At 39.5% G+C, this 18,839-nt stretch carries 17 protein-coding genes, 1 pseudogene and 2 riboswitches; of the genes and pseudogenes, 6 read left to right on the top strand and 12 right to left on the bottom strand.

Annotated elements, in window-relative coordinates:
- Positions 1 to 3 precede the first annotated feature (3 nt).
- Positions 4 to 933: a GDSL-type esterase/lipase family protein gene (locus LCP48_RS11310; RefSeq protein ID WP_009371295.1), complete on the bottom strand. Its 930-nt coding sequence runs from the start codon at positions 931 to 933 to the stop codon at positions 4 to 6.
- Between the two features lie 373 nt (positions 934 to 1,306).
- Entirely contained in the window at positions 1,307 to 2,149 is an 843-nt protein-coding gene (locus tag LCP48_RS11305) for a DegV family protein (protein ID WP_004230219.1), read from the bottom strand.
- Positions 2,150 to 2,424: 275 nt separating this feature from the next.
- Here LCP48_RS11305 and trhA point away from each other — a divergent pair, with 275 nt between their 5' ends.
- On the top strand, positions 2,425 to 3,060 hold the full coding sequence (gene trhA / locus LCP48_RS11300; protein WP_009371293.1) for a PAQR family membrane homeostasis protein TrhA: 636 nt from the start codon (positions 2,425 to 2,427) through the stop codon (positions 3,058 to 3,060).
- Between the two features lie 14 nt (positions 3,061 to 3,074).
- Here the strand turns inward: trhA and LCP48_RS11295 are convergent, their stop codons facing one another.
- Together LCP48_RS11295 and LCP48_RS11290 are read right to left on the bottom strand one after the other, a co-directional pair.
- Positions 3,075 to 3,569, bottom strand: coding sequence for an HIT family protein (locus LCP48_RS11295; RefSeq protein ID WP_225340992.1), 495 nt, complete (start codon positions 3,567 to 3,569; stop codon positions 3,075 to 3,077).
- A gap of 59 nt (positions 3,570 to 3,628) precedes the next feature.
- Entirely contained in the window at positions 3,629 to 4,105 is a 477-nt protein-coding gene (locus tag LCP48_RS11290) for a dihydrofolate reductase (RefSeq protein WP_004230222.1), read from the bottom strand.
- A gap of 160 nt (positions 4,106 to 4,265) precedes the next feature.
- Here LCP48_RS11290 and LCP48_RS11285 point away from each other — a divergent pair, with 160 nt between their 5' ends.
- Together LCP48_RS11285 and LCP48_RS11280 are read left to right on the top strand one after the other, a co-directional pair.
- The gene (locus LCP48_RS11285) at positions 4,266 to 5,183 is read left to right on the top strand and encodes an alpha/beta hydrolase (RefSeq protein WP_225340991.1); all 918 of its coding nucleotides are present in this window, start codon (positions 4,266 to 4,268) and stop codon (positions 5,181 to 5,183) included.
- 62 nt (positions 5,184 to 5,245) lie between these two features.
- Positions 5,246 to 6,442 carry a class I SAM-dependent rRNA methyltransferase gene (locus tag LCP48_RS11280; RefSeq protein WP_004230224.1) on the top strand — a complete coding sequence of 399 codons (1,197 nt, stop codon included), beginning with the start codon at positions 5,246 to 5,248 and terminating at the stop codon, positions 6,440 to 6,442.
- 470 nt (positions 6,443 to 6,912) lie between these two features.
- On the opposite strand, the gene LCP48_RS11275 is transcribed toward LCP48_RS11280, so the two are convergent.
- The 3 genes from LCP48_RS11275 to LCP48_RS11265 all read right to left on the bottom strand — a co-directional run bounded on the left by LCP48_RS11275 (position 6,913) and on the right by LCP48_RS11265 (position 10,694).
- Positions 6,913 to 8,901 carry a S9 family peptidase gene (locus LCP48_RS11275; protein WP_004230225.1) on the bottom strand — a complete coding sequence of 663 codons (1,989 nt, stop codon included), beginning with the start codon at positions 8,899 to 8,901 and terminating at the stop codon, positions 6,913 to 6,915.
- 71 nt (positions 8,902 to 8,972) lie between these two features.
- Positions 8,973 to 9,650, bottom strand: coding sequence for a precorrin-3B methylase (locus LCP48_RS11270; RefSeq protein WP_004230226.1), 678 nt, complete (start codon positions 9,648 to 9,650; stop codon positions 8,973 to 8,975).
- Between the two features lie 51 nt (positions 9,651 to 9,701).
- Entirely contained in the window at positions 9,702 to 10,694 is a 993-nt protein-coding gene (locus LCP48_RS11265; protein ID WP_004230227.1) for an ABC transporter substrate-binding protein, read from the bottom strand.
- 162 nt (positions 10,695 to 10,856) lie between these two features.
- A riboswitch (cobalamin riboswitch) is annotated at positions 10,857 to 11,043 on the bottom strand.
- Between the two features lie 182 nt (positions 11,044 to 11,225).
- Between LCP48_RS11265 and LCP48_RS11260 the strand changes: the two genes are divergently transcribed.
- Complete coding sequence (locus LCP48_RS11260; protein ID WP_225340990.1) at positions 11,226 to 13,163, top strand: elongation factor G; 1,938 nt, start codon at positions 11,226 to 11,228, stop codon at positions 13,161 to 13,163.
- Between the two features lie 161 nt (positions 13,164 to 13,324).
- Here LCP48_RS11260 and LCP48_RS11255 read toward each other — a convergent pair whose 3' ends face one another.
- From LCP48_RS11255 to LCP48_RS11245, 3 genes are all read right to left on the bottom strand, one after another.
- Positions 13,325 to 14,080: a hypothetical protein gene (locus tag LCP48_RS11255; RefSeq protein WP_225340989.1), complete on the bottom strand. Its 756-nt coding sequence runs from the start codon at positions 14,078 to 14,080 to the stop codon at positions 13,325 to 13,327.
- 226 nt (positions 14,081 to 14,306) lie between these two features.
- Positions 14,307 to 14,491: riboswitch (cobalamin riboswitch) on the bottom strand.
- Between the two features lie 464 nt (positions 14,492 to 14,955).
- Positions 14,956 to 15,561 carry a hypothetical protein gene (locus LCP48_RS11250; RefSeq protein WP_004230232.1) on the bottom strand — a complete coding sequence of 202 codons (606 nt, stop codon included), beginning with the start codon at positions 15,559 to 15,561 and terminating at the stop codon, positions 14,956 to 14,958.
- A 228-nt stretch (positions 15,562 to 15,789) separates the two neighbouring features.
- The gene (locus LCP48_RS11245; protein WP_009371280.1) at positions 15,790 to 16,065 is read right to left on the bottom strand and encodes a hypothetical protein; all 276 of its coding nucleotides are present in this window, start codon (positions 16,063 to 16,065) and stop codon (positions 15,790 to 15,792) included.
- A gap of 172 nt (positions 16,066 to 16,237) precedes the next feature.
- Here LCP48_RS11245 and LCP48_RS11240 point away from each other — a divergent pair.
- A pseudogene (locus LCP48_RS11240) lies at positions 16,238 to 16,372 on the top strand (acetyltransferase); the annotation flags it as partial.
- A 162-nt stretch (positions 16,373 to 16,534) separates the two neighbouring features.
- Here the strand turns inward: LCP48_RS11240 and LCP48_RS11235 are convergent.
- Complete coding sequence (locus tag LCP48_RS11235) at positions 16,535 to 16,915, bottom strand: PH domain-containing protein (RefSeq protein ID WP_004230236.1); 381 nt, start codon at positions 16,913 to 16,915, stop codon at positions 16,535 to 16,537.
- Positions 16,916 to 17,025: 110 nt separating this feature from the next.
- Between LCP48_RS11235 and LCP48_RS11230 the strand changes: the two genes are divergently transcribed.
- Positions 17,026 to 17,415, top strand: a complete 390-nt coding sequence (locus LCP48_RS11230; RefSeq protein WP_004230237.1) for a YhfM domain-containing protein — start codon at positions 17,026 to 17,028, stop codon at positions 17,413 to 17,415.
- Positions 17,416 to 17,541: 126 nt separating this feature from the next.
- On the opposite strand, the gene LCP48_RS11225 is transcribed toward LCP48_RS11230, so the two are convergent.
- A complete protein-coding gene (locus LCP48_RS11225; RefSeq protein WP_216486291.1) occupies positions 17,542 to 18,786 on the bottom strand; it encodes a methyl-accepting chemotaxis protein in 1,245 nt (414 codons plus the stop codon).
- Between the last annotated feature and the right edge of the window lie 53 nt (positions 18,787 to 18,839).

Here is an 18,839-nt window from a genome sequence, read left to right as displayed (position 1 = left end):
TTGTCACTCCTCGAAGCCTATTGCCTTGTTAATCTTTTTTTCCATACCACACTGCTCCATTGCTGCTAGTATACGCTCTGTCATTTTTTCATACCCCTTTGCATTCGGGTGGAAAAAGTCTGTATGATAGACGAGCTCTTCATTTGAATCAAACAAATCTTCTACTGATACGTAACAAGCATTGGAATCCTTGCTGGCTACTTCCTCAATCACATTATTCCATTCTGTGATAATCGTATCAAATTCATTCGCCTCATTGGTTACAATCGAAAAAGGATTGTAAAAACCAATGAGTAATAAGGGCACTGTCGGATTTTTAGCACGAATGCCTTCTACGATTTTGCTGTAACGTTCCTTGTATGCCAATAATTCCTTATCAAAAGCATCACGTTTCAGGTTAAATAAATCCTGCCTGACGACCTTCATGACATCATTGCCACCCATTGTTAAGGAAATTAGCTGGGCTTCTTGCAGCTCTTCATCATAATGCCCTTTTTTCACTAACTTTAGTAGCTGATCACTGCGTCTACCACGTTTGCCCCGATTATCAACCTCTACATCCGAAATCGAAGGCCATGCGAGCAATGAATCTGCTAATCTTCCAACATAACCGTCTTGACTATACTCATCACCGACACCATCTGTCAACGAATCTCCCAGTGCCAAGTAATGTAGTTGCTTTGCTTGTTCTTCATCAATTTGCGATAAATCCTCTGCTGATGGCTCAAAAAAATGTTCAAAAATTTGCGTCAACATATTCTTAGATGTTTTTTCCTCATCTTCTGTTTGTTGCTCATCCTGCGGTATATCTTGCTCCGTTCCTGCTTGCTCACCTTCAGGTTCTGCTTGCGGATTCGGTTCATCGATTGATATTGCACAACCACTTAGTACTAAGACGGTCAAACATGACAACATAAATCGCCAAATGTCCATTTGACCACCTTCCATCCCTTTCTATTACTTCTATTATAGAATAGTTCATGTCGCAATGAAAAGTGACTTCCCCTTAGTTCTCCATAATTTTGTGCTCTTGCCAAATTTCCTCACTCAATAATGATAAATAATTAGGAAGATTTCTGATTATTTTTGGTGGCACCATGATCACTGTTTGATTGAAGCTACTCTTCTTTGGTCGAAAAACGCTCACAATTTGATTGGAGCCGCTCTTTTTTGTTAGCAAAGTGATCACATTTTGATTGAGGACGCTCATAGTTAGTCGAAAACTGCTCATCCCTCTGTCAAAGTTGCTAGGAGATCCAAGCATAAAAAAAGCCACTACATTTACTTATGTAGTAGCTCCTTCTTATTATTCTGCAAAATAAATAAAACCAATTGCTCCTGGACCTGTATGTGTCGAGATGATTGGAGATGTAAAGGCAATTTCAACATCGTTAAAGCCAGTTTCTTCGATCAGCGCTTTTAATGGGTTGCCCATCGTTACGAGGCCATCTGCATGGGAAATGCCGACTGCCTTCACTGTTTTTCCAGCTGTATCTGCTTGGAATTGTTTAAATAAAAAATTGACTACTTGTTTATGACTACGTACCTTTGACACAGGATTGTATACGCCACCTTCAAGGTTGGCAATGACTTTGATGTTTAGGAGAGAACCGATAAAGCCTTTTCCTTTACCAATCCGACCGCCTTTGATTAAGTTTTCGAGCGTGTCTACAATAACGTATAAATGTGTATTGTCTCGCACCTTTTCTAAACGTGCCACGATATCCTCCACAGTGGCGCCTTCATCTCGCATACGGATGGCCTCTCGTAGTTGGATAGCTAAACCAATCGCGATAAAGCGTGAGTCAATGACTGTCACATCAGCATCTGTCATTTGTGCTGCTTGACGGGCTGATTCTACCGTTCCACTCATACCGCCAGTCATATGGATGGAGATAATTTGATCGCCCTCTTTACCGAGCTCATCATATAATTCTTTAAACTTACCTGGTGCTGGTTGTGAACTTTTCGGTAAATTTTTTGCATTTTTCATTAAGCCTAAAAAAGATTGTGGCTCTAAGTCCACTCCATCTGTATATGTTTGACCATCAATTTGAATCGTTAAAGGCACGATATGTATGCCATGTTGTGCTACTTCTTCTTTTGTTAAATCACAAGTTGAGTCCGTTACTATATGAATTCGTCTCACTTCGACACATCCTTTTACTTCATTAAAATTTATTATATAGACTAATGAATCATTATGTAAACATGACATTTGTCATTAGGCAAAGCTCTGTCCTAGCTCGCATGTAAACGCTACCTTGGATACTATAGCGTTTTCACCTACCTCTTGTCTATCAATGCCCCTCAAAGAATATGACAGGCTTATGACATTTTTGATATGAACTATATGACAAATGTAAATGTTCATCTATAAATTATTGGGGTATAGTAAATGTATGAACGAAAGGAGTGTTTCAAATGGTTGATTCATTTGACTATAAATCATGGAGGGAAGAGCTATGGAATGCCATAACACACGGTATTGGTTTCATTGCTAGTATTCCAGCACTGGTTGTTCTACTGTTAGCAGCCGTACAAACAGGAAATGCCCTACATATTACAACCTTCAGCATTTTCGGAGCGTCTGTCATCATTCTGTTTTTAATGTCTACATTACTACACAGTATGCCAGAAAAATATAAAAACTTTTTCGCTATTTTGGACCATTCGTCCATTTATATTTTAATTGCCGGCACCTATACGCCGTTTTTATTAATTGCCGTTGGTGGTACACTTGGATTGACGCTACTATGTATTATTTGGTCATTGGCTGTGCTTGGTGTATTGTTTAAATGTTTCTTTATTAATCGCTTTGAAGTACTTTCATTAATTTTTTATATTGGCATGGGCTGGTTAATTATATTTGCCATTAAGCCCGTTTATCTGTATTTAGGTTTACATGGCTTTGCTTTTCTACTAGCAGGCGGGCTATTTTATACGATTGGAGCCATCTTTTATGCATGGCGCTCTCTGCCCTTTAATCATGCGATATGGCATCTCTTTGTACTAGCGGGCTGTGCGTCTATGTACGCGTGTGTGTACTTCTATTTATAAAAAAATCGCTCCCATCATATGGAGCGATTTTTTATGTATTCTCTTAAAAACATAATGCCTTCCCTTACCTCTTTTTCATTCTCTTCATGATTCAATTGATTTCGAGCATGAAGTAAAACTGGCCTTAAGGATTCCACGGATCGCCCAAATGCATGCATCCACTCATAGCGTGGCACCATCCAAGTATGGAAGTGATGGGTCGTATCTTCATTGTAAAAATAATAAACGTATTCTATGTCCAATACTTCCCTTTGAGCCTTTCTGATTGTTGTTAAGAGGTTGATATAGTCCAGTTTTTCATCATCGCTTAATTCATCAAAGCAATGAATGTGACGCTTGGAGGCTAAAATGACTAATCCCTTGATAGGATACGCTACATCTTGGTGAGCGTAAAAATAATCTGTTTCAATCACTACTCCTCCATTGGGTGCTACCTGTCCACTAGTGATGGCACAGCTCAAACAATCAACATGTGCAATTTCTCCACTCGATAAGGTTATTTTACGCATCAATATTCCCCCTACTTACAGAAGAAGGACGGTCCTACAAAACCGTACTTCTCTCGCTGTTATTTTCGTTCAAATATTTGATATTGGAATGTATAGCCTTCTGGGGCTGTTTCAGGCTCCTCTGAAGAGACTTGAACAAAATCTTGCTCATAGCTCGGGAAATAGGTGTCTCCCTGAAAGGCATGATTAATTTTTGTGATATACAAGCGATCAGCTATCTCCATCACTAAACGGAAAATTTGCTCGCCGCCAATAATCATCACCTCAGGTACATCTCCAGCTAGCGCTAAAGCTTCTTCCAAGCTAGTCACAGTTTCAATGCCTTCTGCCTGATAGTTTTCATCACGTGTAATGACGATGTTGCGTCGCCCTGGAAGTGGTCGACCGATGGATTCAAATGTTTTACGTCCCATGATCATAGGCTTGCCCATTGTTTTTTGTTTAAAATACTGCAGATCCCCAGGTAAATGCCAGGGCATCCCATTGTTATATCCGATGACGTGATTGTCATCATGTGCCACAATTAAAGAAATCATACTGTCCCTCCAAATACTTTCGTCCCTTTTATTATAAACATAATGCGCTTATTTCACCTATTTTTAAATAAATAAACATTTGTTACACCTAAATCCTAGTAAAATTATATGAATAGTTTATAATAGGAATAACAAACCTCACAATAAAGGAATGATGAAGATGATAACTTTAAGAAAAGAAGCTGTTCAATATCTAGAAGCTCAGCGTACTGGTACACCTTATTACAAAGTTTCACCGCAGGAAGCGAGAGCCATGCGGACGGTTACACAATGGCAATCTGCACACAAACCGAAGCTAGCATCCATTGAGGATCACAAAATTACAGTGCGAGATGGCGAACAAATTTCAGTTCGGCTTTATACGCCCGTTCTCGGTAAAACATTACCTGTTATTGTTTATTATCATGGTGGAGGCTGGGTCTATGGCAATCTAGAATCTGTCGATGCAGGCTGCCAGCTATTAGCAGACCAGGCACAGGCGATTGTGGTATCAGTGGATTACCGCTTAGCACCTGAATATCCTTTCCCAACACCCTTACATGATGCCTACGATAGCTTAGTATGGGTGTACGATCATATGGAAGCCTTAGGTGGCGATGCAAGTCGATTATCAGTTGCTGGGGACAGTGCTGGCGGAAATTTGGCTACTGTGGTTGCATACTTAGCTACTGCACTAGAGGGACCATCGTTACACGCTCAAACACTCATCTATCCTGTCACAAATGTCGATTTTTCAACAATATCTTATGTGGCATATGGTGAAGATTACGGCTTAGATACACAAGCCATGCAGTGGTTCTCTCATCACTATACAGAGGAAGCAAACTTCACAAATCCACTTGTGTCCCCGCTTCAACTAGAGGAAGTCCGTAACATGCCCAAAACATTCATTATTGCTGCAGAGGCAGATGTTCTCTTTGATGAGGGTCTTAGCTATGCACAAAAGTTAAAGGCTGCTGGTGTGGTAGTGGAACATATTACAATGCCAGGTTTAATCCATAGTTATTTCAGTAAAATGAATTATTTTGAAGAAGTAACGATTGAAACCGTGACAAAAATTGCGCAATTCCTGAAATAAGTTTGGCTATCCCGTGCAAACAGTGCGATAATAGAGCAAAACGTTTTTTAAAGGATGACACTATGACACAAACAATAGCTCTACAAATACAACAGCCCTTTTCTGATCAATTAAGAAAAGGCTTCCCCCTTATTTCAAAAGATGCGGTTGATGCACGACGTTTACCTGCTGAGCAAGGAACACTCCTCAAGCTCATGGATCACCATAACCGTTTTATTGGAACAGGTTACTACGGCATCCAAAATAAAGGCATTGGCTGGGTGCTAACGACCGATGCGAATGAAACAATCGATAAAGCTTTTTTTATAAAAAAATTCAAAAAAGCCATCGACAATCGTGCCGCATTTTTTAGCAATGAAAACACAACAGCCTTTCGTGTGTTTAATGGTGAAGGAGATGGCATTGGCGGTCTTACGATTGATTTTTTTACCAGCTACTATATGGTAAGCTGGTATAGTGAGGGCATTTACTCATTTAAAGAAGTGGTGTATGAGGCGCTTGCTGAGACAGTGGACTACCAAGCGATTTATGAGAAAAAACGCTTTGATAGCAAAGGACAATATATCGAGCAAGATGATTTTGTGATGGGCACGCCAGGAGAATTTCCTATCATGGTGAAGGAAAATGGTATGACCTATGCGGTGCATTTAAACGATGGCGCCATGACAGGGATTTTCCTCGATCAACGTGAGGTACGATTGGCTATTCGTGAGCGTTATGCCCACAATACAGACATGCTGAATACATTTTCCTATACAGGAGCATTTTCTGTGGCAGCCGCTCTAGGAGGAGCCATCAAGACAACGAGTGTAGATGTGGCAAAGCGCAGTCTAGCCAAAACGATTGAGCAATTTAGTGTCAATCATATTGATTATGAGGCACAGGATATAAAAGTCATGGATGTCTTCCATTATTTTAAATACGCACAGCGTCATGCTTTACAGTTTGACCTTGTCGTATTAGACCCACCTAGCTTTGCACGTACGAAGCAAATGACCTTTTCAACGGCAAAGGACTACCCTAAATTACTAAAGGACACGATTGCCATTACCGCTAAAAACGGCATCATTGTGGCTTCCACAAATAATGCCAGCTTTGGCATGAAAAAGTTCAAAGGCTTTATTGACCAAGCATTTAAAGAGACGCGTACACGCTATAAAATTGTCGAGGAATACGGTTTACCGAAGGATTTCCGTGTACCACGTGAATACCCTGAATTTAATTATCTGAAGGTCGTGTTCATCCAGAAAATCGACTAACCAATCGAGAATCACACCATGTTGTGATTCTTTTTTTATGTGAGAAAAAGTTGATTCTACCTAAGTAAAGTCTTGAAAAAGTTTTTAATTATCGTAAGTTTGTTAGTATTAGTTGCATGTTCAAATGATGAAGCACCTTTCAAATTTTGATGCAGTTATAATAACAACTGTAATGTTTGAAGAAAAAGTCCCTATTATTTTTTAGATTCAACAACACGTCATATTCCATCTACAAGAGAAGGGACTACATTAGAAACGGTTCATTGGGAATCATTAAATAACGGTCCTTATACAACAATTTATTTATATGATGATAAAGCAAGTAGAGAAGATATTTGGACCTTTATCATAAAGGTGAACAAATCCTTTACCATGAGATTTTTTTTAAAATTGAATCGTTTATAAACCATCATACAGGTCTTCTCTATTAAAAGTAGCCTAAGAAGATACTCTCTTCTTAGGCCACCCTATTATAGATATTTCACAAACCAATCACGAATATATTCAAGTCGATTAATTCGCAATGTGGGCTTTCCACTTCTTGACAGTTCATGATTCGCCTCAGGGAAACGCACGAATTTTGTTTGTTTTTTACGATACTTTAAGGCGATAAACAATTGCTCTGCCTGCTCAATTGGACAACGATAGTCTTTTTCACCATGTAAAATCAATAATGGTGTCTCCACTTTGTCTACATACTTCAGCGGCGAATGATGCCATAGCTTCTCTATATCATCGAGCCCTGCTTGAATTTGCCAGTCTGTAAAGTAATAGCCGATATCACTGACACCAGCAAAGCTAATCCAGTTCGAAATGGAGCGCTGCGTCACAGCTGCTTTAAAGCGATTTGTATGGCCCACAATCCAGTTAGTCATAAAACCACCGTAGCTTCCGCCAGTTACTCCTAGACGATCCTGATCAATAAAATCATAGTGCTCCAGAGCGTAGTCTACCGCTGCCATTAAGTCCGCATAATCATTACCACCATAATCGCCACGTACTGCATCAACAAATTTTTGGCCATAGCCATGACTACCACGCGGATTAGTGTAAAGCACTGCAAAGCCTTGTGCAGCAAGGATTTGGAATTCATTAAAATAGGTATTGCCATACATTGCATGTGGACCACCGTGGATTTCAAGAATGAGAGGATACTTCTTCCCTGCTTCATAGCCAATTGGCTTCATAATCCAGCCATTGACCTTCCAGCCTTCTGCACCTTCAAATTCTATACTCTCTGGAACAGCTAATGTTTTGGTCTTTAAAAATTCTTCATTAATGGACGTCAACTGTTCTTTGGCACCCGTTTTTAGGTTCACATAAAACAGATCGCCTGGATTGGTCGTTGTGCTAATAGCCACAATAGCCTGATCGTTTTGCGCATCAAGTGAGAAGCCATAAACATATTGATCATCATGGATAGCTGGGTAAATTTCGCCATCTACATTTCCGTAATAGATCGCCGCATTGCCGTGATCTGTGACTTGGAAGTAGAAGCTATGATTATCATTCATCCATTGAACACGTGGTGACGCTACACCTTGCAGGAAATCACCGATGACAAAATCACCGACAGGCGCATCAAATTCACTTGTTACACAGTTTAGTAGTTTTTGCTCCATGTCATAAATCCAAAGCTTCGCTTGTGTGGCATTTTCAAATTCACGTTCTCCACCTACAAAAGAAAGATAACGACTATTCGGTGACCAAGCCGTTTGGTAATATGCACCCGAACCTTCTGTTAGCTTGTGACTCTGTTTCGTTTCTAACTCCAATAAATAGATATCCACATTGAATGAGAAATCTAAATCCTCCGCTTTATCTGCTAAATACGTAAGGTATTTGCCATCTGGCGACCAAGTACCCAGATGGAAGTACTCTTTGCCTTCTGTCACTTGTTCTAGCTCTCCTGATTCCACATTGACCATGGCAATATGGGTAAACTGCTCCATATCAATAAATCCACCAGCATCCGATTTGTGTTTCATTTTCTCGATTTCTAGTGGTTTTAGTTCTTTATCCTTTTTCTTCTCATCCTCCGCTTTATCTAGGATGGTTTCATCTTTCCCTAGCACGACTGAAAAAGCAATTTTCTTGCCACATGGTGACCAGACAGGGGATGTCGCTCCATTTTTACAATGTGTCACCTGTTTTGCCTCTCCACCTGCTTTCGAAAGAACATATATTTGTGACTTACCTGTTCTCGTTGACAAAAATGCAATTTGACTACCATCTGGTGACCAAACAGGGGAACTCGTTCTATCTTCACCAAATGTCCATTGCTGTGGTGTTTTGTCCTTCAAGTTTATGTAAAACAAATTCGATATATAGTCATTTTTCTTCTCGTCCATACGAGTCTCTATATAAACTACCTCTGTCCCATCTGGTGAAAGCTGTGGATCTGCTACTGATTTTAAGTGATAAAGATCTTCTGGTTGAATCCCTTGTTTCGATGTCATGTTCTTGCTCCTTTGTATTGTAATTTTCTGTGCCTTACTACAATACTTCGACACCCTAAGTAATATCCCTGCTATTTAATTGAATTTTTTACTAGTTCCCAATATTCTGCGTACTTCGTTCTTCGATAAAATTTGTAAAAGGGCTCATTTGGGCGAGCATGCTCCTTATATAGGTTGATCAGAAGCAGTAAAAAATCTTCAATTTGTGTGACGTCTACCCTCTTAGCGAATAACGTGCCAGCCTGTGCCTTTGCTCCCATCGGTACTGCCCCTAAATAGACATCAAAGCTTTCTTGTTGGTAAACGAGTCCAATATCATCATAGACTGCATTGTAGCAAGCTGATGCACAGCCATTAATATTGACACGCACTCTTGCAGGTACCTTCATCCCCGCTAGGGCATGATAGAGCTGTTCGGTTATTGGAGCAGCATCCATTTTCTCCCCATCACAAAAATCGCAGGCCTTCATGGCTATGATTGGACCAGAGGGAGCAACATAGAGACCCGCTTCCTGTAAGGCTTGCACCGCTTCTGTGGCATCACACGTTGGTATGGACAAGAGTATACTATAGGAAGCAGAATACTTTATCGCCCCCTTTTCGCCAGCAATTTCGGCTATTTTTTGGAATTGTGCAGGGGTATAATGCTTATTAATAATGCCAGGGCTAACGGCTAGACGGGTAAACTCACCATGACGGTTCAGTGTTTCAAATGTTTGATCTGGTACATTTTTTTGAAATGCGTTCATTTTTATCGCTCCTTATAAAAAAGGAGCTAGCAAAACGCTAGCTCGAATGGATTAAAAGTTTTCAGGATAGAAGCCCGTGGCTAAAATTTCAATGGCCTCTGCCGCACGAACCCCTTCAGACGCTGCTGAAAGTGGCAGGATGACAAAGCGCTCATTTTTGACCGCTTCCATCTCCTTCAATGCTGGATCATTTTTTAAGAATTGGATCTTTTGGTCTGCCGTTGTTTCACCGTAATCAATCACGACAACTACCTCTGGGTTGCGGTCTACTGCATCTTCCTTCGATACAGTTGTCCAACCTGATTCCACATCACCAAAGATATTTTGACCACCTGCGATTGTCACAAGCTCATTCATAAAGTTTTGACCAGCTGTAAATACATCCTTTTCACCGCTATCAAACACAAGAACACGTAATTTTTCGCTATCTTTTGGTAATTTAGCTTGTACTGCCTCTACATCTTTCGTCATTTGATCAATTAAAGCTTCGCCACGATCCTCAATACGGAAAATCTTTGCGATATGGCGAATATCAGTGAAAATATCCTCTAATGTTGGCTTTGTCATGTTGGAAGCCGTATGTAAATACGTATGGATGCCTAATTCTTCAAGTTCTTCTGGTGTGCCTACCCCCTTTTCGCCAAAGCCACTTTTCCAGCCTGCATATAGGAAATCTGCCTCGGCATCAATGACTTGCTCCTTCGTTGGGTATTGATCAGAAAGCACAGGGACTTTATCGTATGCCTCTTGCAATGGCTCATAGATTTTATCATCTAAGTAAGCTGTCCCTACCATAGAATCCTCTAAGCCAAGTGCTAGCATGATTTCTGTCACATGCTGATTTAAGCTAATCGCTTTTGTTGGTGCTTCCGTATATGTTTGACTTGTGTCATTGTTTTCAATGGTTACTTCGGCTGCCGCCTCAGATGGCTCAACCTTTTCACCTTGTACTGCTGATTCCGTTTTGTCTTTTGCATTACAAGCCCCTAAAACAGCGATCAAGGCAATGATCATCATTAGCCATATACTTTTCCATTTCTTCATGTCCTTTTCTCCTTTGTTGTTAAAATATAGAAAGAAATCAGGGATTTCTTTACTACCTAGGTGGTTGGAAGGGCATAAAAAAACCCTCTTGTCGCCAAGAGAGTAGCATAGTGAAATAACGGTATATTACCTGTATCACTATCACCATCCTCGTGGTTCTTAGTCAAAAAATACATACTGGCAGGTATCCTGGCTTAGGTTCATCATCTATACGCCTTCCCATAGTTTCCCTACAGTGGCATGCTGTATAGACTCCCCATTTACAGTTGCGGGACAGCATCGGAATTGCACCGATTTCCCTTTTAAGCAAATGACAAATGCCATTTGCACCAATACGTTCTATAATGGTCAATACTATTGATAGACTAGCAGAAGAAAATTTATCGCGCAATCAGTAGGATGACACTAAAAGTATAATCATCACTATATTAGCACTATTTCGACATAAAGACGAACTATTTTACAAGAAATATAGAAGCTAGTATTCTGTTACAATAAAAAGATAGCATTCTATAGAAACGAGGATTTCTTATGTACAAAACAATTGGTGTACTTGCGCACGTGGATGCAGGGAAAACGACCTTTTCTGAGCAAGTACTTTTTCATACAAATAGTATCCAAGCCCGTGGTCGAGTTGATCATCAGGATACCTTTCTTGATAATCACGAGCTGGAGCGCAGACGAGGCATTACGATATTTGCCGAGCAGGGGCGTATGAGCATTGGCAATGATACATACACATTGATTGATACACCAGGGCATGTCGATTTCTCCCCTGAGATGGAGCGTGCCATTCGTGTGATGGATTATGCCATTATGATCATTAGCGCTGTTGAAGGGATACAAGGCCACACAGAAACAGTATGGCAACTTTTACGTCAATACCATGTCCCTACCTTCTTCTTTATCAACAAAATAGATCGTGAGGGTGCCAATGTGGAGGCTGTCATCAGCCAGCTTCGCAAAGATTGCTCACAGCATATATTGTTCATCGATGAGCCATTGCGAGCAGACTATGTATCAAATAGCATCATGGAATGGCTAGCGGAGCGCGACGAAGAATTGCTTGATGCCTTTCTGAATGAGTCATTGGAGCATGAACAGTGTCTTGCTCAATTACAGGGAATGATTAAAAATGAATGTGCCTTCCCTTGCTTTGCTGGCTCTGCCTTAAAAGATGAGGGCATTCAGGAATTTCTTGACCAGCTCCCACTGTTAACGTGTACCGATTTTGACAAGGATGCCCCGTTTGAGGGAGAGGTTTTTAAAATTCGTCATGATGGTCACCAACGTTTAACCTTTATGAAGGCGGTCAAGGGTTCATTGCATGTGCGGGATGAATTTTCATTTGGCGAAGTAACAGAAAAAGTAACCGAAATTCGCCTTTATAACGGCAGTCGCTATGAGACCGTTCAACAGATAGAGGCAGGAGAAATTTTCGCTGTCAAAGGACTGAGCCAGGCAAACATTGGGGATCGAATCGGTACAACGATGCTATCCCAGCCCTATGAGCTTGTCCCAACCTTACAGGCAAAGGTTCAATATGAGGGCGATCAGCATATCAAGGAAGTGCTCCAGTTTTTCCGTTTACTCGAAGCTGAAGAGCCGTCCTTGCGTGTGGTCTGGCAGGAAAAATTTCAGGAAATCCATGTGCATATTATGGGTGTCATTCAATTGGAGGTCCTGACAGAGGTATTCATGACGCGTTTTTCAATAGCTGTCTCCTTTGGTGAGCCGCAAATTTTATATATGGAAACCATTGCGACCCCCGTAACAGGCTATGGTCATTTCGAGCCCCTCAAGCATTATGCCGAAGTTCATTTATTAATGGAGCCAAATCCACGTGGAACAGGTAATACCTTCAGCAATGCCTGTCATGCCGATCATTTATCTGTAGGCAATCAGCGCCTTGTTGAAAAGCACCTGTTTGAGCGTGATCATCATGGGCTACTGACAGGCTTCCCTGTAACAGATATTCATTTTACACTTCTAACAGGTCGCGGGCATAATGAGCATACATCGGGGGGAGATTTCCGTGAAGCCAGTTTCCGTGCCCTACGTCAGGGGCTGGAGCAGGCACAAAATGTTCTACTTGAACCCTATTATCGCTTTAAAATGAAGGCTTCAAACGACTTTATCGGTCGTATGATGACTGATATTCAGCAAGCAGCAGGCATATTCGATGACCCGATTTTATCCGAAACGAATGTTATCCTAACAGGTCGTGCGCCTGTTGCCACTTTAATGAGCTACAGTACAACCTTTGCCGCCTATACAAATGGGAAAGGTGCACTCACACTCCAATTTGATGGCTATGATGTGTGCCATAATACAGAGGATGTGATTGCACAGATTGGCTACGATAAAAATGCAGACCCTGAGTATAGCTCCTCTAGTATCTTTTGTGCAAAGGGCAAAGGGTATACGGTTCCATGGCAAGAAGCACAGGCAGCCATGCATTGCCTGTAGGATGGGGTGATTTTGTTCGCGTGAAGGCATTACTTGCTTTCGCGGGTATTCGTCGCACTAGCGCGGGTATTTCACTTGCTTCCGCGGGTATTTTTCCTGCTTTCGCGGATATTCATAGCGCAAGATCAAAACAAGCCCTCCGAATAATGGAGGGCTTGTTTTTATAGTGCACCTACAGCCTTCTTTGTTGGTTTGTCCATCAAATAAGCGGGTTCAACTATCACGTAGTCATGCTTGTTTGTAAAATCAATTAGTACCTTACCTGGCTGACTTTTTAAAAGTTGTAGATGATTAATTAATTGCAGTAAAAGCTCGTGACCGTTGCCACGTGGATGCCAGTTGAAATGATAATCATTTAACGCTTGCACTGCTTCAATAAACTGGGCATATTCCTGCTGTACAAATGCGATGAGTTTGTCATGGTGAGGCGCTAAATCGTGTAAATACGTTTCGTAAAAGCGCATAACAATCGAGCATAATAAGTCATTGACACGAGCGGCACTTAAAACAGGCTTTGGCTCCAATGAGAGACGGTCAAGGTTGGGCTTTGCGCGTGTAGAATCAATGCGCGTAATTAAGTGATACGCTTCTCCATTGACCTCATAGACAATCGGATTGGTCGGCATGTACATCATAAAACTATTCGTCTTTGTTTTCAGTTCATCTGCTATGGCTGCTTTCGCTAAAAGATGACCGTCCACATCCCCATATTGTATCCAAATAATTTCTTTATTATATAAAATTTGCTCAAAGAAGCGATCATTGCGAATCAGCTTCGTTGCTAATAATTGATCGATCAGAGACTCGACCACCATTCTTGTTTTCGCTTTCTTGGCAACTTCTGTGCGTGGTTGCTTACAAATGTTCAGATCTTCAAAAGGCGTTTCCAACATTGTCGTTACATGAATATTTGTCATACGTGCTTCCCCTTTGCGTACATATTTTCAAAACAAAAAGGACTCCCTACTTTTGAGGAAATCCTTCATTTTATCTTCTTTCATCACACAATGCCAAACAAACCCTAAGTATATGTGAATGAGTTCGATTGTGAACCCTTTCATTTACTATGGGCGTTTGACGTACTGTGACGAACAGAGCATTCTGTTTTGTCAATATGCCACCTCCTATTCCTCGTAGGTTTATGGTGTGTACTCGTAACAGGCAGGTATCCTGACTCATGATCATCGCTTCTTTTCTCCTTCCCGTCCAAAGACAGTGGATACTGAAAAGTCGCTCACATTTACAGTTGCGGGACAGTGTCGGATTCACACCGACTTCCCTTTTAAGCGTTATCAAGAGATAAACGCACCTATTATTTATTAATATTAAATTGTAATTTAACACACTAATACATGTAGAGTAGATATTCTTTTTGTATTTCTGGTTTAAATTGTAATATGTATTCTAGTATTTGTCAAAAGACAAAAAAAGGGCTATCCCAAATTAATGAGATAACCCTATTAATTATACTAATTTACGCAAACCTGACCTCCATAATTGGTCGGTGAGGTCAATTTGCAAGGTTATCATTTGGACAAACTGTAAGGCAAAAATTAACCCTTGTGGGAATCTGCGTACTCGATTTGAGTACGGAGTTTATCTATGCGATTGTTTAGGTTTGAATGAAATATTGTGTCCATCAGATTTTAAGGATATATACACTGGATAGATTGGATGAGAAAAATAAAGGCTGTATTCTCAAAGATTGTTTTTTATTTAGTATATCGAAATTTAACTAAAGCACTCAATTAGTCTAAGTATAATTCTTCACAAAGTTCGTTCCTTCCATCCATCAAGAATTAAAGGTAATATAACTCATCAAAATTATGAAGAAAAGTAACGTTTCAAGATTAACTAGAAAATTATTGGCTTTTACCTTTGAAAATAACTTGACTCGCTTTACTAAACTTGTATCCAGTACTATAAATAAATAATAAAAAATTAGTAAACTGGATAAAAACATAATACTTGCCATTAATATTTCTCCACCATTCCAGAAAGTAATTCCTAAAAATAATGCCCAAATACTTTTGAAAACATTTGCCAATCCTTCGAAAGGATTAGATAATGTTGCCATCATATACTCTCCTTGTTTATCTGTAATTGATTTATTACCATTATGTTTTACTATATATGTAATATGACCTGTTTGAAGTGTCATAGTAATCACTAGCAAAATTAAATAAACTAAGCCAAATATTGTCCCCACTTGTAGAAGTTCCGAATTTAATAATTGATACAAAGTCAATGGTAAAGGAAACCACATTGCATACATCAAAGCCATTAAGTTATGTATCAAAGCAAACTCGTTATTTTTAACCAACTTTTGAAATGTAAAAACAATAATTAAAAAAATCACTATTCCTATCCAACCCAAAATTATTGTAGAAATTAACATAAGTTCCCCCTAGACTTAGTTGATTTTTAATGTTTTTGTTAACTTGTTTCTTTACTTTAATACTTAAAAATAAGATATACCAATTTTAAATAAATTTTACATTTAAAACGAACAAAAATCCATTTTGCTTGTTCTACTAAACTGCGACGTTAGCTCAATAACAACAACCTTTACGAAAACAACCAAAATAAAATGGACTACTCAATTAAGAGCAGTCCTAGTTTATTCTTATTTATTTATTCTTTTAACTTCTTCGTATAGGTCATGTTTAAACTTAGCATCTTTCATATCTCGCTTATATTGCTCCCAATCATCTACCTCTTGTTTATTACCATGATTGCGGTAACACATTTCCTCGTCATACAGCAGCCCATCTCGGGATAATTCCTTACAATTAGTCACTTGGATATACTGTTTTGCTGTAAAGTAACCTACAAAGATAAAACCGATTAGACAAACAATAATAGTTACTTTCATTTGATTAGATACTTTCAGTTTCTCCACACCTTTCTCTATAATATATTATATATGGAAACATAATCCTATAATAGAAGAAAATAACCATATTTAATCACCTGATAAGTAGAGTACACATTCTACTATTTTTCACGAGATTGCATTTCGCAATTGAGAAAGAGTCTATACATTGTATATATACTTTTCTCCACCTGAGTGTGAGATGTTTCAATTCCTACTCAGTCAAACAATTGATAAGCAAAAGCCCGTAGTCTTACAGGCATCAGAGGATGGAAAGAATATATATAAACGCTTCGGGTTTAAAGAAGTCGGAGAAATGATTGTCTTTGAATAAGAATTCGGCAAGGCGCTCTTATTTACGCTTATCAGTATTTTCGAGCCTACCGTAATCATGAAGCCGACTTAAAATCCTTTACACCGTCCGCTTCTGGCACGACAAAAAAGCCTCGCATTATTGCGGGCTTTTGGTTGTGCACATGGACTATTAGCACCTTCATTACGTCCCTAACACATACTGTGCTAAGACGCTTTGTACCTTATAAATATTTGTCGCCTTATTGAAGTTTTTTTGAATCGGTAATGAACTGCCAGACACCCATATTTTGAGCTCTGCATCTAAATCAAATGTTCCAGCTGTTTCTACTGAAAAATGAACGATATTTTTATAGGGAATGGAATGATACTCTGTTTTCTTGCCAGTCACTCCTTGCTTATCAATGAGGATCAATCGTTTATTGGTAAAAATAAATGTGTCTCTAATAATTTTATAGGCGTTCTTGACTTTCTCGTTTGGAATTAATAAATTATGGACCTCCTCCTGTAGTTTTTCTAAATTCACCTCGCTTGCATTGCCGATCAATCCATCAAATAAGCCCACTATCTGTCCCCTTTCGCTCTCGTTTATTTAATGTATTACAAAGAAGTGAGAACTACGACAGGAAATGGTGGTATTATTTAGCCTATAGAGGGGGTGAGTGGTTGCGAATAATGATAGTTGCCTTAGTGTCTCTACTAGCCGTTGTTTTACTAGGATGTAATGAAAAACCAGATGATGAATTAGCTAAGGTCAGCATTTCTAACGGTGCTGAATTTGGCAAGATAAACCGTGATTTTATTAAAAAATATGAGGATGAAGAATCACTTACACTATTCCAACAAGCCATTGCAACTGCTGTCAAAAACGAGGGTGTTGTCAATATGGCTTCGCCAGAATATGATGTACAAATAGTGGACAAGGCAGGAAACAAATATGGCTATCATCTTTGGTTAGGTGATAAAGGGCAAAACAGTAGTTTGATGCATGTCGAGGATACGCATACGATCTACACACTATCTGAGGAGATCACTGGGAAACTAATTGCGCTGGTTCGACCATAAAAACACTTTCCATGTATTCTAGGAAAGTGTTTTTATGGTCCATCATTTCTACTTTGTGGCTTTTCGTAGTATTGGTGAAGATGCTTATTTAGGGCTTAAAAACCCAGAAAAATACCTTTTCATTGCCTAAACCTGAAACTGGTTAGTTAACTTTTGTAAGTTATCCGCTTGGACACTTAAATCCTGTGTGACATGATTAACTGCTTGCATTGAGGCTGTTTGCTCATCCATTGAATGTAAAACAGCTTCTGTATAATTCGATAGCTTGCCCATGCCAGCTGCGATGGTTGTCACAGTGGATGCCACTTCATTGGCGCTACTTGAAAGCTGCTCAGCTGTCGTCGAAATATCCTCCAGTTGACTTGTCATCTGACTAACATGCTGTGAAATCGTGCCAAATGATTTGGTCGCTTCGTCGATGACATACACTCCTTGTTGAACATTTTTCAAATCATCTTCTACTGATGAGGCTACTTGTTTTGTATCACTTTCTATTCCTACAACTAAATCCACAATTTGCGTAGCAGAATGCTTGGATTGTTCTGCTAATTGACGCACTTCCTCAGCTACAACGGCGAAGCCTTTACCATGCTCTCCAGCGCGCGCTGCTTCTATGGCCGCATTTAATGCTAGTAGATTTGTTTGATCTGTAATGGTCGTAATCATATCTGTCATTGATTTAATATCTGACATTTTAAGGGATAATTGCTGCATCAATCCACTTGTTTTTTCTGTTGAAGAGGAAATAAATTGCATTTGTTCTTTTGCCACATGTAAAATATTTGCACCATTTCCTGCTATCTCGCTAGCATCTTTCGCATGCACAAACACATCTTGTGTGGCTACTGTAATTCGCTCAATGCCATCAACGGTTTCTTGCATAGATTCAGCACTATCATTAGCCGATTGTGCTGCTTGCTTCAAGCCCTCTGATGTCTTCTCCATTTGTTGATCTACTTCTTCCACAGCAAGCGTAATTTCATTCGTACTCGCAGATAATTCCTCGATGCTTGCCGATAAATCTGTAGAGCTGTGCGCAATTTTTTGTGTCATTGTTCGTAATTGTTCCTGCATCTCTAAAAAGGATTTTGCTAGTTGAGAAATTTCACTATTGTCACGAACTTCAATGACCACTGTATCTAATTGGCCTGCCATAATTCCTTGTGCAGCCTCTGTAATTTGTTTGATAGGCAGTATCACTTTGTAGTGGACATACACGGTGTAAGATAGTGTAATAGCGATTCCGACAATTGTTAACACGGTAGAAAACCAATCTAATGTCGTTACATTGGCTAAATCAATAAATAAAATAACGATCATTAAAACATTTAAAGCGGAAAAGCCAAGTAAACTCTTTTTTCGTAAACTCATTCCAAATTCCTCCAACTAAAATATGTATTCCATACCATTATTATAGTTGAATA

The organism is Lysinibacillus capsici, assembly GCF_020217405.1.
Classification (GTDB): Bacteria; Bacillota; Bacilli; order Bacillales_A; family Planococcaceae; genus Lysinibacillus; species Lysinibacillus capsici.
This window is presented reverse-complemented; position numbering and strand designations above follow the sequence as displayed.